Annotated in this window: 14 protein-coding genes and 1 rRNA gene; 4 read left to right on the top strand and 11 right to left on the bottom strand. The window is 37.6% G+C overall.

Annotation, left to right across the window (positions count from 1 at the left end; translation table 11 throughout):
• Window positions 1-103, top strand: a 5S ribosomal RNA gene (gene rrf / locus F0919_RS07355); the annotation flags it as partial.
• Window positions 104-380: 277 nt separating this feature from the next.
• Entirely contained in the window at window positions 381-1,094 is a 714-nt protein-coding gene (locus F0919_RS07350; protein ID WP_150032059.1) for a DUF4198 domain-containing protein, read from the top strand.
• A gap of 101 nt (window positions 1,095-1,195) precedes the next feature.
• Here the strand turns inward: F0919_RS07350 and F0919_RS07345 are convergent, their stop codons facing one another.
• The 4 genes from F0919_RS07345 to F0919_RS07330 form a co-directional block, all read right to left on the bottom strand.
• A complete protein-coding gene (locus tag F0919_RS07345; RefSeq protein WP_150032058.1) occupies window positions 1,196-2,608 on the bottom strand; it encodes a M56 family metallopeptidase in 1,413 nt (470 codons plus the stop codon).
• Between the two features lie 20 nt (window positions 2,609-2,628).
• Complete coding sequence (locus tag F0919_RS07340; protein WP_150032057.1) at window positions 2,629-2,991, bottom strand: BlaI/MecI/CopY family transcriptional regulator; 363 nt, start codon at window positions 2,989-2,991, stop codon at window positions 2,629-2,631.
• A gap of 166 nt (window positions 2,992-3,157) precedes the next feature.
• Window positions 3,158-3,766: a phosphoribosylglycinamide formyltransferase gene (gene purN, locus F0919_RS07335; protein WP_235903469.1), complete on the bottom strand. Its 609-nt coding sequence runs from the start codon at window positions 3,764-3,766 to the stop codon at window positions 3,158-3,160.
• Between the two features lie 174 nt (window positions 3,767-3,940).
• Window positions 3,941-5,773 (bottom strand): DUF4139 domain-containing protein, encoded by a 1,833-nt coding sequence (locus F0919_RS07330; protein WP_150032056.1) that lies wholly within the window; start codon window positions 5,771-5,773, stop codon window positions 3,941-3,943.
• 128 nt (window positions 5,774-5,901) lie between these two features.
• On the opposite strand from F0919_RS07330, the gene recO reads away from it, so the two are divergent.
• A complete protein-coding gene (gene recO, locus F0919_RS07325) occupies window positions 5,902-6,636 on the top strand; it encodes a DNA repair protein RecO (protein WP_150032055.1) in 735 nt (244 codons plus the stop codon).
• 26 nt (window positions 6,637-6,662) lie between these two features.
• On the opposite strand, the gene F0919_RS07320 is transcribed toward recO, so the two are convergent.
• From F0919_RS07320 to F0919_RS07300, 5 genes are all read right to left on the bottom strand, one after another.
• Window positions 6,663-7,028, bottom strand: coding sequence for a DUF6787 family protein (locus tag F0919_RS07320; protein ID WP_150032054.1), 366 nt, complete (start codon window positions 7,026-7,028; stop codon window positions 6,663-6,665).
• A 68-nt stretch (window positions 7,029-7,096) separates the two neighbouring features.
• On the bottom strand, window positions 7,097-8,104 hold the full coding sequence (obgE, locus tag F0919_RS07315; RefSeq protein WP_150032053.1) for a GTPase ObgE: 1,008 nt from the start codon (window positions 8,102-8,104) through the stop codon (window positions 7,097-7,099).
• 72 nt (window positions 8,105-8,176) lie between these two features.
• A complete protein-coding gene (locus tag F0919_RS07310) occupies window positions 8,177-9,517 on the bottom strand; it encodes a glycosyltransferase 87 family protein (RefSeq protein ID WP_150032052.1) in 1,341 nt (446 codons plus the stop codon).
• Window positions 9,518-9,642: 125 nt separating this feature from the next.
• On the bottom strand, window positions 9,643-10,212 hold the full coding sequence (locus F0919_RS07305) for an adenylate kinase (RefSeq protein WP_150032051.1): 570 nt from the start codon (window positions 10,210-10,212) through the stop codon (window positions 9,643-9,645).
• A 131-nt stretch (window positions 10,213-10,343) separates the two neighbouring features.
• Entirely contained in the window at window positions 10,344-10,934 is a 591-nt protein-coding gene (locus tag F0919_RS07300; protein WP_150032050.1) for a pseudouridine synthase, read from the bottom strand.
• A gap of 349 nt (window positions 10,935-11,283) precedes the next feature.
• On the opposite strand from F0919_RS07300, the gene F0919_RS07295 reads away from it, so the two are divergent.
• Window positions 11,284-12,228 carry a UDP-3-O-(3-hydroxymyristoyl)glucosamine N-acyltransferase gene (locus F0919_RS07295; RefSeq protein WP_150032049.1) on the top strand — a complete coding sequence of 315 codons (945 nt, stop codon included), beginning with the start codon at window positions 11,284-11,286 and terminating at the stop codon, window positions 12,226-12,228.
• Between the two features lie 90 nt (window positions 12,229-12,318).
• On the opposite strand, the gene blaOXA is transcribed toward F0919_RS07295, so the two are convergent.
• Entirely contained in the window at window positions 12,319-13,164 is an 846-nt protein-coding gene (gene blaOXA, locus F0919_RS07290) for a class D beta-lactamase (protein ID WP_150032048.1), read from the bottom strand.
• 136 nt (window positions 13,165-13,300) lie between these two features.
• On the bottom strand, window positions 13,301-16,369 hold the full coding sequence (locus F0919_RS07285) for a glycosyltransferase family 117 protein (RefSeq protein ID WP_150032047.1): 3,069 nt from the start codon (window positions 16,367-16,369) through the stop codon (window positions 13,301-13,303).
• Between the last annotated feature and the right edge of the window lie 49 nt (window positions 16,370-16,418).

Raw genomic sequence — 16,418 nt, 5'->3', positions numbered from 1 at the left:
GTATTGCCGAGGGTGTTCACCTCTTCCCATTCCGAACAGAGAAGTTAAGCCCCTCATGGCCGATGGTACTGGTTAACTCCGGGAGAGTAGGTAGCTGCCATATTTATTACAAAACCTTCAACTTAAATAGTTGAAGGTTTTTTTGTGCAATTAAGCGAAAAACAATGAAATTACATTATTGCTGAAGTTGTTACTTTCATTAAGTAATTGTGCCTTGGACAATAATAAGTCCCTAAATCCGGATCCCACTCTTTTCCTATTATTGATATAGGTATTCCCGAATTTAAAAGTTATTAGCCGGATGATATAATACCTTCGCAATCTGATTTCCTTTATGGAAGCAGGATACAATATTTATCATACTCAAAATCAAATTTTAAATGAAATTTTCGGGATTATTGACAGTAATATTTTTTCTGTTAACCAGCCATATATTGTCTGCGCATGAAATGTGGATTGAAACTAAACCGATGGGAAGCGTTGGTGTAACACAGGAAGTAAAGGTTTTTTTCGGAGAATTCTCATGGAATAAGCCAACCTCTGCTGCAAAATGGTTTTCAGATATTGCTGACTGTAAATTGATATTAACTACTCCTGACGGTACAACCAAAATTTTAGAAAAAAGTAAAGAAGAGGATTGTTATAAAGCATCCTTCATACCTAAAGAAAAGGGTATCTACAAACTTAGCTTTGTACATGTCGTAAAAGATGTTTATAAGGAAATGAGATTGACTTATGTTTCTGCTGCAGTGGTAAACGTTTCGGCATCTAAGAAAGGTTCGACTATAGTCGGTCAAGGTCATTATCAATTGAAGATTAATAATGATGATCTTACAAAGGGATATCCTACACATTTTACTGTGATGGAAGAAGGCAAAATATATGCAAAGAATATGGTTGAGGTGAGTAATCTGGATAGCACAACAAACAATTTGACCACAGATGCTAAAGGTATGCTTACGTTCCCTGATGAATGGAAAGGCGGTCAGCTTATTCAATTGGCTTTTCCCGTCAAAATTGAAGGGCAAAAGGAACACAATGGCAAGCCATATACTAATGATTATACGGTATTCACTTTTTATACAAAATCATAATTATTAGGTGCTATGATTTTTTATATTGGTATGAAATTATTCTAAAACAATAAGAGAAAGCATACTGTTGTTTTCTCTTATTGTTTTAATAGCTTACAATCTTAATTTTTCTTCACAGGAAAAGCAACAACTTTAAATCTGATTGAGCCCAGCACAAATTCACCGCCATCGTCCATATAGCTCATAACCTCCTTCCCATTATAAACACCAGGCAACCAGGCAGGGGATTCTTCTATAATCTGATCAACAATAGGATCCAACACCGTATTTGAAGTTATGGCTTTGCTATGATCTGACTGAGACATATAGGTCAGTTCATAATAGACTATTTTTCCTTTTTCATTAATTACAACGTTTGATACGTGAATCCTCGCAATAGTTACTGTATCTATAATTCCTTTGTATTTTTCTTTTAATTGCTCCGTGATATATTCAGAAAAACCTTTGTTGCCGCTTCTGAATTGAGGATTAATAGAAAGTTGATAATGTTGATAAACACTGTCATTATCCATTCTATAAATATAAGTTTGCGGATTGAACTGTGCAAATCCCATTTCGATTGCTTTCTGTACAACTGAATCAGGTTTTGTTGTTTTCCAGTAAAACTTATGTCCTTTGAATGTAGATACATCGCCTTCTTTTATTCTTTGATTACCCGGAGTTGATTTGGCAAACAAAACCGTAAAACAACAAAGTACCGGTAATACAAGCGCATATTTCCATGTGCTTGATTTTCTTTTTTGAGTAAGCATAGTTATTCTGTTTTTTATAGGTGAAAAATGAAACGAATGCGCTATTACAGGAGTTCCCTTTAACAATGTCTGCTGTATTAAAAAATGCCCGTATTCATAAGGATTATCGGAAGCAGCAACACTATCCGCTTCAAACTCGTGGTTCATTTTTAGGATATGCCTGAACCACCACACAAACGGATGAAACCAGAAAAGAATAAATATTACCTGAATCCCTATCATGTCTATCCAATGGTAGTAGCGGTTGTGCGCGTCTTCATGCTGTAAGATGTATTGTAGCTCATTTTCGGAATAATATTGTAAATCTGAAATGAATATCCATCCCATAAAGGAGAATGGTGCATGTTGTTTCTTACTGCTGAATATTTTGTGTTCCAGGGTAATTTCATAATTTCCATAAATTGCTTTTTTTAAAATCAAAATAATTTCGCGGATTGTAAAAAGGAAAGCAATGCATGCTCCGGCAATATATAAACCAAGCAGTATTTTGCCCCAATCCCAGGAAGCATTAAATGCAGCAGTATTTCCCGGTGTAATTGTTTCAATTGTCTTTGTATAGGCCTGTGCAATCCTTTGTTCCGGAATAGCAACATCAGAAGGTAGCATCGAAATGTTAACTATTGGTATTAAAAGCCCCGCGAGAATACTTATGAAGATATAGATGCGGTTTAACCTGAAATTTCTGCTCTTCTTGAATCCTGATTCAAATATTAAAAGCAATACAAGCCAGATAAAGCTGACTTTTAAAAGGTAAATAAGCATAGGATGAAAGTTTTAGGTTATTACTTTTTTAAAGATTCCAATTGCTGCATCAACTCATTTAAGTCCTTTAACTTGAGTTCTTTTTTTTCTACCAAAAAAGAAACTAATTGACTTGGCGAGCCATTGAAATAGTTACCTATCCAGTCTTTTAATCCGGTTTTAGTATAATCTTCTTTGGCTACTATGGGGAAATATTCATACGTCTTACCGTAAGCTTTATGTGAAACAAAACCTTTTTTCTCCAGAATCCGCACCACGGAAGATACCGTGCTGTGTGGCATTTCAGGATTTCCCAAGTCTTCAATAATATCTCTGATCAGGCATTTTTCTTTTTCCCAGATAATATGCATAATCTGCTCTTCTGCTTTTGTAAGTGATTGCATAACATCTAAATTAGTTTTATAACGTAATATTACGTTATAAATTTTAAAAACACGTTATGCTGGAGAAATATTTTAATAATAAAAAGCAACATTCAAAAAATTGAATGTTGCTTTTTATTATTACTTAGATTAAATGGAGATATTGTCAGCGTTTGTTTCTAATAAACTAATCGATGTCGATATTGATTTCTTTCAATAAAAATTCAATCGTTCTCGGAAAGAAATAATGTTCCAGTTTGTGAATTTTTTCAGCCAGATGTTCGGGCGAATCCTCCGGTAATAATTTGCATTGCGCCTGTACGATTGTAGCGCCTTCGTCATAATGCTCATTTACAAAATGAATAGTTATACCGGATTCCTTTTCGTTCGCAGCTACCACTGCATTATGGACATGCATGCCGTACATTCCTTTGCCGCCATACTTTGGTAACAACGCAGGATGGATATTGATAATTTTTCCTGAAAATGATGCTACGACTGATTCGGGGACTTTCCATAAAAAGCCTGCAAGCACTAATAATGAGGGTTTGTATTGTTTCAATACTTCAACAAAGGCTTCTTCTTTAAAAGATTTTCTATCGATAAGTTGTACCGGAATTTGATGTCTGGATGCAATCTCCAATACGCCCGCTTCCGGATTATTACAAACAATCAGTGCTACAAAAGCCTTTTGTTCCTTTGAAAAATAATCAATTACAGCCTGTACATTGGAGCCTCTTCCTGAAGCAAATAAAATTAATGGATGCATAACCGGTTTGCCAATATGGTTGCCCATATTCATTTTGACCGCAAAGATATTTAAAATGCCGCATTGCATTTAATGAATCTTTATTCCAACCACATACCAACAATAAGTATCCATTTTAAAATGAATCAATAATTATAGAAAAGCGATAGCCCAGAACAAAGGCTATCGCTTTCTTATTCACATTGAAAATCGAGTTGGTAACTATAAATTGGCAAGAACCTTGTCAGTCGGGTATTTAATGGAATAACTAATTCTTACTTTTTTGGTTTCACCGGAGGCTACATTTAATTTCCATGTCAATTCGCCCTTTTCCTTATTAATGGCAGCTTCATCAGATTGTAATAATTCAATTTCTAAATCTTTGTCGGTAGAGACAGGATACTGGTCTTTCAATGTAAGATTAATAGCATCTTTTTTATTGTTACGCACCTTTATCTCATAAGTAAATATTTGTTTCCTGTTGCTTCCAAGGAATTTGGTTCCGCTTGATTCTGCAACTTTCTCACGTTTTACAATAATCTGCTTATCCCTTCCCATGCTCAGGTTTAATGTATCGTTTGTGCTTCCCGGATTAATGAAAGACTTACCGACATACATGTTTTCAAAAAGAACATTGCCTTCGCCCGGCAAAAGATTCAGCTTGCCATAATCGGTAATGTCTGCCATCAGGAAAGCATCAGGATCTAATTTGGGGATAGCTAAATATTGATATTGTGCAGGCATTTTATATTCCTGTAATGAAACTGTATTCGGCTTTGCATTTGAAGCGATATCGTAAGGGATATCAATGTCAAAAGTAGTGTTTAAGTTATTTTCGCTTTGTGTGGTATAATTGCTTAAAGATTTATTTTTCGTTGTAACCACAATGACACCATTAGCACCACGGGAGCCATAAAGCGATGTTGCATTCGCATCTTTCAGGACAGTCATGCTGGATATATCCGAAGCATTAATAGAGTTTATATCGCCGTCGTAAGGATTTCCATCGAGAATAATCAAAGGCTTTACTGGCGGACTGATAGAACTCCTACCTCTTACCTGAACGCCTGGCGCTCCTCCCTCGATTGCTTTATAAAGATCTGAAGCTCCAACATAACTGCCTTGAGATATAGGAGAGCCATATGCTGCTATTGAAACTTCTGCCAGGTTTGAGCTTTGTCCGACTACATTATAATTTTGTTGAAATGCAAGAAACCATGGATTCATATCAGGCGCAGTTCCGCTTATGGCCGGATTTCCGGTGGATAAAACCAACTTTACTTTCTTCCAGTCAATACCTGTATTCTGAACAACATTTGCTTTGTACGATAACTTTAGCGGCTCGTTTATTTTATCTGCACGAAGATCGTAAAATGCATTCCAGCCTGCATTTGGACTTATGTAGCTGATATTGAAATCGGTTGTTGCAGCATTCTTTGCAATGACTTGTAATATTATCTGACCGCCGTTATTTGTATTTGCACTGCGTAACTCCAGCATTTGCAGTTCCAATTTTGAAATGATGGCTTGTTTCAAATTAGCCTCCTCGTCTATTTTAGAAATATTGTTGCTTACTTCTAATTGTTTGGCTTTATAATAATCTGCAAGCTTTATTAATTCAGCAATGGAAACCCCGGTATTGGCACCACCAATAGTGCTGTTTTTATCCAGTAAATCAAGCACACTTTGTTCTGCCTGGCGTTGAATGTCAAATCCTGTCATGACTTTCTTTAATGACTTTACACTGTCTTCCAGAATAATATACTCCGGAGTTTTAATTTCATCTTTTACATAGTCTTTTGCAAACCTTACCGACAGGATGGAGATATTGGCATTAGAACCGACTTGTATTGTTTTCTCGTCAATAGTATTAGCAACATTATTAATCACGATTTCGCTGCTGCCTTGCGGTAAACTGATTTTGGCTTTATGATTCATTTCTGCACCCGAACGGTACACAAGTACCTGATTCAGGTCTGCATTGGTTTTTAAAGGAATCTGACAATAAGCCTGTATGCCAAAAAACAGGAACGCGATGGGAAGTAAAGATTTCATAAACGTGTTTTATATTATTGATGCAATCAAAAGGCCAATGGTTGGAATGCAATGTTTATTTTGTTGAAATGTCTTTGTGGCTTGTAATTCAATAATGGTAATTTTGCTACACATTTATCTTATCCTTCATGGTGCATACTACAAGAGGCATTGTTTTAAAGACAGTAAAATATGGCGAAACGAGCCTTATTTGCACAGTCTTTACCGAATTGCTCGGTATGCAGTCTTATATTGTAAAAGGAGTGCGCAGCGCTAAAGCAAAAGGACGCAAAGCAAATGTATTGTTTGCAGGTTCTGTATTGGATATGATTGTGTATGAACAAGCCAATAAAAACCTTCAGAATATAAAGGAATACCAGTCGTATCTTATTTATCAGTCTGTTCAGGAAGATGTTGTGAAGAACGGTGTGGCTTTATTTGCAATGGAGGTGATAAAGCAACTGCTTGCAGCACATGATCCTCAACCGGAATTGTTTGAATTCTTATTGAACTTTTTGATGCAACTGGATGAGGATGCGACAACATCAATTGCTAATTATCCATTGTATTTTATTATTCAGAGTGCAAAATTTGCGGGTTATTATTTGTCCGGCGAATATAATACGGAGAGCCCGTTTGCAGATATTCATGAAGGTCGGTTCAGTACACATAGTTCTGCTTATCCACCATTTATTACCGGAACGTATGCCAGCCTAATGAGCGAATTGAATCAGGCCTCAAGTCTTAATGAAATCCAGCAAATAAAAATGACTGCAGAAGAACGAAAAACCGTATTGCAATACTTCCTTAGTTTCTTGCAACTGCATGTTCCTCATTTCAAAGAATTAAAAACGATAGCAGTATTGACTGCTATTTTCTATTGATATTGTATTAATTAAAAAGGTTCAGACTATAAACCTGAACCTTTTTGCTTTCTGAATATTTTTGTTCCTAACCGTTTCAGGTAATGTCTGAAAAAGTTGAATTGTCCTAATGGAATACTGATTATTATAACACATAAAGGCCAGAGGATAGTTATCAAAAGAATATAAACAACAACCCATAAGCCTTTATGGTCGGGACCTATATAATGCATGATTTGCCTTCCGGCCATGCCGCAAGCTGTGCCGCCAATGGCGAAGGTGCAAAGTATCAGTAATAGCTGACCCATACTTTTCACTTTCCATTTTTCTTTTAAACGTTGTAGTCCGCCTTTCTGTTTGTTTTCAGAAGCATTATCTTCTTCGTTCATGACATCTTTGCAACAACTTTTCATGGTCTTAATGATAAGCAGTAAATATACTTTTTATGTTTTGTCAATGTCTTTCAAAAAAGGAAATTTATTTATTCCGCTTCAACCTTTGTATTCAATGCTTCCCAAAGTGAATCTTTCAATTCAACAATACCTGTATTGGTAACAGATGAAATGAACATGTGTGGAATGTTTTCAGGTAGCTCTTTTGAAATTTCTTCTTTCAATTCATCATCCAGCATATCACTTTTACTTACGGCAATAATCATCCTTTTATGCAGTAATTCAGGATTGTATTTTTCCAGTTCGTGATGAAGGATATCAAATTCCTTTTTATGGTTTTCGCTGTCGGCAGGAATCATAAACAGCAACACAGAATTACGTTCTATATGACGCAGGAATCTGTGGCCTAAACCTTTGCCTTCGGCGGCGCCTTCTATAATTCCGGGAAGATCAGCCATACAGAAACTTTGATCGCCACGATAAGGAACAATACCTAATTGCGGCGTTAGTGTTGTAAACGCATAATTTGCAATCTTTGGCCTTGCTGCTGAAATGCTTGATAGTAAGGTTGATTTGCCTGCATTCGGAAAACCTACCAAACCTACATCTGCCAATACTTTCAATTCAAGATATTTATAACCTTCACGCCCCATTTCTCCCGGTTGTGCATGCTCCGGTGTCTGATTGGTAGGAGATTTGAAGAAAGTATTGCCACGACCTCCTATGCCACCCGGCAGCCAGATATATTCCTGGCCATGTTCCAGTATTTCAGCTTCTACTTCGCCTGTTTCTGCATCTTTGGCGATGGTTCCCAATGGTACTTCAATAATAATGTCTTTTCCGCTGCGTCCGGTGCAATTGGAGCCACTTCCGTTTTCTCCATCTTCCGCATGGACATGTTTATAATATCTAAGATGCAATAAAGTCCATAATTGTGTATTGCCTCTTAAAATAATATGACCGCCACGGCCACCGTCACCACCATCGGGTCCGGCCATAGCATTATATTTGGTATGTGCAAAGTGCATACTGCCCGCTCCGCCCTTACCACTGCGGCAGAAAATGCGTATATAATCTACGAAATTCGCTTTATCCATGCTGCAAAGGTAAACGTTTAATTTTATAGACTGATTACCCTATGAATTGCCTGAATCAATAGTGGTATTGAATTACACTTTGTCAAACTCGTGGATTGTTTCGTCTGATTTTTCTTTTGCCAGTATAGCAAAGAGTAATGATGCCAACAAAAACACTTCTGCTATAAAATGACGGCCTTTAAAATCAATCATGAAATGCAGGTTAAGCAAAATGCCTGTAAAGAATAGAATGAAGGTTGTTCGTGGAATTTTATCAGCATAAATAGCATAAACCAATGCAACCACCCACCATTGCGGTAAATGATAAGGAACAATAGCAACCGTAGAAAAAAAGTTTGACAGGAAATAGAAAAGCAATCCTGTCATAATCACCTTTTGCAATGGCATTGTAATGTTTCCTTTTTCCTTTATCTGTACAAATTGAAAAACGCTGAGAATAAGAATGCACAACAGAAACATGGCTGAAAGCCCCGTTATTGAAGGATAATGTTTAAAAACGATTTCATACACATTCTTGAAATTGGTAGACTCCTTGTTGATTTTAAAGTCACGGTATTTCAGCATCGTATCGAGCTGATAATAATTGGAGCCCTCAAACCTGGCAGGGAGATAAGGAAGGATATAAAGATTGCCGCTTGTTGCCGGTACATTTTCTACCATCTGAATGGCCTGATTGCGCTTGATTACAACACTGTAATCTTTCCATAATTTTTGTTCGAAAGGGCTGAAGCAAACAAATATGCCGTAGGCAAGCACACCTATAAGCAACCCTGATAAAAACTTTTTGTAATTCCTGAACAATAATAAAAACGGTATGACAAAAACCAATGTATTGAGCCTGAAAATGAATAATACAGCCATCAATAGACCTGCAACGAGCTGATTTTTTCTAATGAGGAATATGACAATAAGCGTAAACAAAAAGGCATAAATCATATAATGCTGCACCACAAAAAAATGATAAATCCAACCATCCGTAAATGTTATAGGAATCAATAAAAACAAGGTCAGCAGCCATTTTCTTTTAGGTGCGTAACATAATGCAAGTATTACGCTGATGATAAAGAAAAGATGAAATAAAACATAAGCGCCTAAATCAATCTTATTATTATCATTATCTGCAACAATAGAAAGACATCTTAAAAAAGGAGGCGAAACGGTCAGATTAGCCAGTTCTGTAGCTTTATTACGCGGTGTATCTACATACCCGCCGGTGAAATAACGTAAAGAGTCTCCGGGATACCAGTTTGTGAAATAAGGAGAGAATCCATCTTTAACTTGCCTTGCTGCCACAACGCGGGAGCGCATGTCTCCAAAACCTGTCCAGGATTGTATATCCTTTGTGTATAGCACACTGGCTGCAAAGCCTGCAATCAATGATATCAGTATTATTATGCGTAAGCCTTTATTCATGCTTTAGGTTGTTGATTCAAAATTATGAATTTACATGGGATTGATATTACATTAGTTAGTCAGAAAAAAGAAAGGGTTTTATCCATAGTCAGATAAAACCCTTTAAATACAGGTAATGCAATATTTTATTTCATGCCGTCGATGACTTTGCAGAGATTTTGGAAGATGTCCTCAATTTCCCCGATGCCATTTACTCTCGTTAGTTTGCCTTGTGCTTCATAATAAGGAAGTACATGTACCGTTTTGTTGAAATATTCATCAATTCTCTTTACTAACTTTTCTGCTGCATCATCAGGACGTCCGCTTATTTTTTGTCTTTCGGCAATACGTTTTCTCAGTTCGTCTTCATTTACATCCAATGCAATCACACCTGCCACCTTGCCTTTATCTTCAAGAAAAGCATCTAATGCCTCTGCCTGCGCTACAGTACGTGGGAAGCCGTCAAAAATGAAACCGACAGCATCCGGCGTTTTTTCAATTTCCTCTTCCAGCATATGTATGGTAATGGAATCCGGTACTAATTCACCATTTGCAATAAGTGTGCTTACTTTTAAACCTAATGCTGTTTGTTGTTGGATATGTCCCCTGAAAATATCTCCTGTAGAGATATGCACGAGTTTATATTTATCGATTAATTTTTCTGATTGTGTTCCTTTACCTGCGCCCGGAGGGCCAAATAGTATAATATTAAACATGAGCTTATGATGTGAAATTCAAAAAATAAGGTGGCAAAAGTACATAATGATTTCCAATTATGTATGTAAAATTATTGCTTTTGTCAGATGTGAAATTATCTTAAGCGATTGATAATGCCGATAGATACTTACTATCGCTCAAATAGTTTTTGAATAAAGCTATCATTTGCTTTCAAAATATCTCCGGGTTTCATTTTGTCTAATGTTACTTTTCCTATACTATATCTTATCAGACGTAATGTAGGCAGGTTGACAGATGCTGTCATTTTCCTTACCTGTCTGTTTTTGCCTTCTGTTAATGTAATGGCAAGCCATGACGTCGGAATGTTTTCTCTGTGTCTTATAGGCGGATTACGCGAAGGGACTTCAGGAGCTTCCTTCATCCATGTTACTTTTGCCGGCTTTGTTTTATACTCTTTACCATCTATGTTTATGAATGTCCCTTTTCTTAATTGCTGCAATCCTGTTTCTGTCGGTACGCCTTCTACTTGTACCCAATAGGTTCTTTCATGAATAAACAAAGGATTCAGCAATCGATGATTCAGTGTTTTGTCATTCGTAAGAAATAATAATCCTTCGCTGTCATAATCCAATCTTCCAACAGGATAAACATCTTTTGAAATGTTTTTAAAGAAAGACGCGAGTGTTTCCTTGTCACCTTCTGAAGAAAACTGTGACATAACTTTATAAGGCTTGTAGAAAAAATAATAATCAAATGGCATATACGTAATAAAGTTAGGTATATTAAAATAGGCTCTGGTAAAGGATTTCAGCAATTTAAATAAAAAAGCCCGGCTTTTGAATTGCCGGGGCTTTTATGAGGAGGGGTTAGTAAGCTTTAATTGTTACACAATATTAATAAGTATTTTTTTGTTTGAAAAATTTTTCAGGAAAAAATATTCACAAAAAGAAAAAAAATGTGGATAACCCATTTGAATAATTACAGCAAAATTGTTTGCTGCAAACAATAAGTGAAGTGATATTTATACATTTTTAAAAGCTGAACTAAACATCATTCGCCAATATCTCAAGCTGCGATAGTATCTTTGCATATCTAAATTAAAAGAAAAGATGCGTTTTGAAACTCCCATAGAAGCTGCGTGGATAGCCAACTTTATTGATGCCAAACTTATTGGAGATGCCGAAGCAATGGCTACGGGCATCAATGAAATTCACAAAGTAGTTGCAGGCGATATTTCCTTTGTTGACTTTGAGAAGTATTATAATAAATGCCTTCAATCAGCAGCGACTTTTATTATCATCAATAAAGAAGTGGAAGCGCCTGAAGGTAAAGTGTTATTCGTCTGCGAAGATCCGTTCGACGCGTATGTAAAGTTGGTAAAACGATTCAGGCCTTTTGAACCTGCAACAAAAATGATAAGCGACTCTGCTGTTATTGGCGATGGGACGCAGATACAACCAGGTGTTTTTGTTGGCAATCATGTTGTCATTGGAAAGAATTGCCTGATTCATGCTAACGTTGCGATATATGACCATTGTATAATTGGCGATAATGTAATTCTTCATTCGGGTGTTGTAATTGGTTCTGACGCCTTCTATTACAAAAGAAGGAAAGAACGCGAAGTGCAGTATGATAAATTAGAAAGTTGCGGTCGTGCTATTATTCATGATGACGTTGAAATTGGCGCAGGCTCTGTAATAGACAAAGGTGTTAGTGGCGATACAATTATCGGGCAGGGTACAAAGCTTGACAACAGTGTGCATATCGGTCATGGCGTTGTTGTAGGGAAAAATTGTCTGTTTGCTGCACAGGTTGCCATTGCCGGTAAAACAACTATCGAAGATGAAGTAATACTTTGGGGACAGGTGGGCGTGAATAAAGACCTTACAATTGGTAAAGGCGCAGTTGTCTATGCGCAGAGTGGTGTGGGCGGAACTTTGGAAGGCGGCAAAACTTACTTTGGTTCTCCGGTAGAAGATGCCAGAACAAAAATGCGTGAATTGAATTGGGTAAAACGCATTCCTGAAATATGGGAAAAGATAAATGGGAAATAGTTTTGAAAGTTTGAACGATTTCAGTGATTGTATAAAATAGCAGAACCGTTGCAATGCAACGGTTCTGCTATTTTATACTCCTGATATTCTTTATTTGCCGATTCCTGCTTCATTTAATAATTTGTGCAGCAAATCAATTCTTATCTGTTTTAAATCTTTTGTATCATCAGCGCTGCTAAAGTTTAATGCAAAGAAGTAAGGATGCGGCACGCCTTCCACTTTACCCGTTTCAACATTCTTCAATTCTTCAATTTTCTCAACGTAGCCGACAATCCATAACAAATTATCATTGCCGTTTTGTGCCCAGCCTGTTTTGTAATACACTTTGTAATCCTTGCTTTCTTCCTGCAGCATCATGCCCCTTACAATCCGTTGAGAACGTTCGCTGAAAGGCAGTTCACCATGATATAAACGTTTAATAAAACCAACTTGTTCATCAGGTGAAATCAATAATGTCCCATTTATCCAGAAGCTATCAATGGCTTTCCCTATTTGTTTATTACCATATTGAACCGTATCAAGGTAATGCTTCATGTCTTTTGCCCCGATGCGTCTCGCCAATTCCTGATAATAAGGCAGGCAACTGACTTTAAAAGCTTCGGCCATAGTCATATCCTTATTCCAGTCTTTATTTTCTCTTACTACTCCGTCCCATTTAATGACTAATTGTTCATCAGGCGCAACAGCAGTTTCAAGGCCTACAAGGGAATTGAATATTTTAAATGTTGAAGCCGGGCTTACTTGTTTGGCACATCTTTCTTTATTGTAATAATGTGCCGTTTCTTTATTATTGTCATAATACTCAAAACAACCATCCACACCATAAGTATCAAATTGTTTTTTCCATTCAGGATGATCTTTTATTCTGATATCGGAGCAAGATGTGTTTGCCAATGTGGCAATAAGTAGTCCGGTAATTAAGAGGAGATTTCTCATTTCAAAGCATTTTATCAGTTGCGCGCAAAATTAGTCATAACCGCCGGATTTGAATTAAATAATTTCCTTGTACTTATTCTAAAACAAAACAGGGACTGAATTATCCAGTCCCTGTTGTTCCAATCGTTATTATACTTTAATGCAGCGGAATACCCAATTTCTGTGCACCGCTCATCAGCATTTTCATCCATTCTTCGGCATGTGCTGTATCTCCGTTTTGCTGTGCAAATTGCGCCATATACTGGATGCTGCCCAACGCTTCCCGTCCATCAACATCAATACCCCATTGACGTTGTTTTTCATCGGTGATACCTGAAAGGTAATTTATCATTTTTTCGCTGTCCCTGACAATGATGCCTGCAAATTTTGTTGCCTTATCCTTTGCTCCCGCACTATAATAGGCGCTCACAACAGGCCACATTGTCTGGTCGTACTGATAGGATTCATAAGTAATATTGGTCGTTATTTTATCCAGCAATTTTATGGCATCTTCCTTACGGCCTTCCCTGATTAATGATTCTGCAACTTTAGCGCCGCTGTAACGATAACTCATCAGCATTGCTTTGTTCTTTTCATCAAAATAAATATTCTTCTTGTCCGTACCGCCCCAGATAAATTTATTCATATACAAATCAAAGCTCTTGTCATTATTAACCCGTTGCGGTGTTGCTTCTGCAGGAGATGAACCTACCGTGCGGATAGGTACTAATTTGTTGGCTAAGCCTTCCATTTGCATATATTCTTCCAATCCCTGAAAGTCGCTGCCTCCCGGAAAGCCCGCGCTGAAATAAACAGGACGTTTCCAGCCTTCTTTCGCAACTGCGGCAATAATATTTAGAATACCCAGGTCAGGCTTATACAACTGGTCTTTCTTAAGAATAAAATTGATATCGGCAATCTTTGCAGAATCTGCTATGTTTACCAGGCCATTTTTCAGGACAGCGTTCTTGTCTACTTTTACAAATAAGTTCTGCGTTGGCAATACACTGTATGAATCGCCGCTTTGAGTGGAAACTTTAAAGCGTTGGTCGTCAGAATTAATAAAATCCAATACCTCTTCCAAATTGACAGACTTATCTGCTGGAATACCAGGGAATGGTTTGTAAATAACAACATTCCGATTCTCTGCCTCATAATTTTCAGGTTTCCATATCATAGGTACGGCATCCGCATCATTTATTTTATAACGCAGCTGATCAATGTACCAATCGATGCCTAATAAACTAAGATTAATAATACGGACATCGGTACGATAGCCTTCTACCTCCTGCATATACCATAATGGATAAGTATCATTATCTCCTACGGTAAACAGGATGGCATTCTTATCAAGACTTGTCAAGACATCATAAGCTGTGGAACGTGCCAGCGTTTTTTGAGAACGGTCATGATCATCCCAGTTTTCGCAAGCCATAAGTGTTGGTACCGCAAGTAAGGTAAGCAATGTTGCTGCAACCGGCGCTATACTTCCCTGTTTCAGATATTTCCTTAAAAGATCAGTAACCATCAATACGCCCAGGCCAATCCAGACTGCAAATGCATAAGTAGCGCCTGCATAGGCATAGTCCCTTTCGCGCGGCTGTTGAGGTGTATTGTTCAGGTAAATTACAATTGCAATACCTGTAAAGAAAAAGAGTAAACCAATAACAGTTCCATCTCTTTTGTTTCTTTTGAATTGATATACCAATCCCATAATACCCAATATCAACGGAAGGAAATACAATTGGTTACGGGCATGATTGTTTTTCATATAATCAGGCATTGCATCCAAATCACCGCGACCCATAAATTTATCTACAGGTTTGATGCCTGAAATCCAGTTGCCGTTTTCGGGTTCTTCGTAACTGCTGCCTGCAAAATCGTTTTGGCGGCCGGCATAGTTCCACATAAAGTAGCGCCACCACATCCAGTTCATCTGGTATTTAAAGAAAAACTTGTAATTGTCTGAAGCCGTTGGTTTATCTCCCTCCGGAATCTCAAGGTATTTTTGATAAAAGCCTGCATGGCCCTGATCATAGATGCGTGGGAAAAAGCGTTCATCCGAGCTGTTATAAGTATAATCGGAAGAATGCGTTCCTATTACTTTATAAGTTGTTTTACCATCTTTATCTGTTCTTTCGGAGTAAACAGGTTTTGCTTCCGTTCTGCCGGTAATTTCAGAGTTATAATCAGGTCCGAAAACAATAGGCTGTGAGCCGTATTGCTCACGTTGCAGATAAGATAATAAACTCAATACATCATCCGGGTTGGTCATGTCTATTCCTACATCAGCCCTGGAACGGATAATGATGCTTACATAACTTGAATAACCCACCAACGCAAATACAAAACACAGTACGCCTATATGCAAATGGTATTTACCATTCTTTTTAGCCCAGATTAAAAGGCCGACAATAATGGCTATTAATAATGCAATAAAAAATAATGCACCGCTATCCAGTGGCAGGCCGAAACTGTTTACAAACAATAACTCAAATTTGGAAGCAAGAATAGGAATGCCTTGAATCAAACCCACCTGAAAAGCCCCGAGCAAAACACATCCGATTATAAAAGCGATAACGCTTCCCTTCAATGTGGGCTTTTTCTTGCGGAAATAATAAACCATTGCCAATGCCGGAATGGTCAATAAGTTTAATAAATGGACACCAATGGAAAGACCCATCAGATAGGAGATCAAAACCAGCCAACGGTCGGAATGTGGTTCATCGGCACTATGCTCCCATTTCAAAATAGCCCAGAATACGATTGCCGTAAAGAAAGAAGAAGTGGCATAAACCTCTGCTTCTACAGCAGAAAACCAGAACGTATCGGAGAAGGTATAAGCCAGTGCACCTACAATACCCGCACCCATAATGGCTATTAGTTTGGATTGTGTAAGCTCCTCTCCGTCTTTAAGTAATAGTTTTTTCGCAAAGTGTGTAATAGTCCAGAAAAGGAAAAGGATAGTAAGGCCGCTGGTTAAAGCAGAAAGGCTGTTAATCGCCATTGCCACATGAAGCGGACTTGCAAAAAGCCCGAACAAACGACCCAGAAGCATAAACAAAGGTGCTCCCGGAGAGTGGCCCACTTCAAGACCATATGCTGTTGAAAGAAACTCGCCGCAATCCCAGAAGCTTACGGTACGTTCCATTGTCAGTAAATAAACAAGATAGGCTATGGCAAAAACAGCCCAGCCGCAGAGGTTGTTTATTTTTTTAAAGTTCATGTATTCAATTTTTAAATTAAGGCTGTAAAGCTAAAAAATTGTAGCTATG

This window comes from Taibaiella lutea (assembly GCF_008629695.1).
Taxonomy (GTDB): domain Bacteria; phylum Bacteroidota; class Bacteroidia; order Chitinophagales; family Chitinophagaceae; genus Taibaiella; species Taibaiella lutea.
This window is presented reverse-complemented; position numbering and strand designations above follow the sequence as displayed.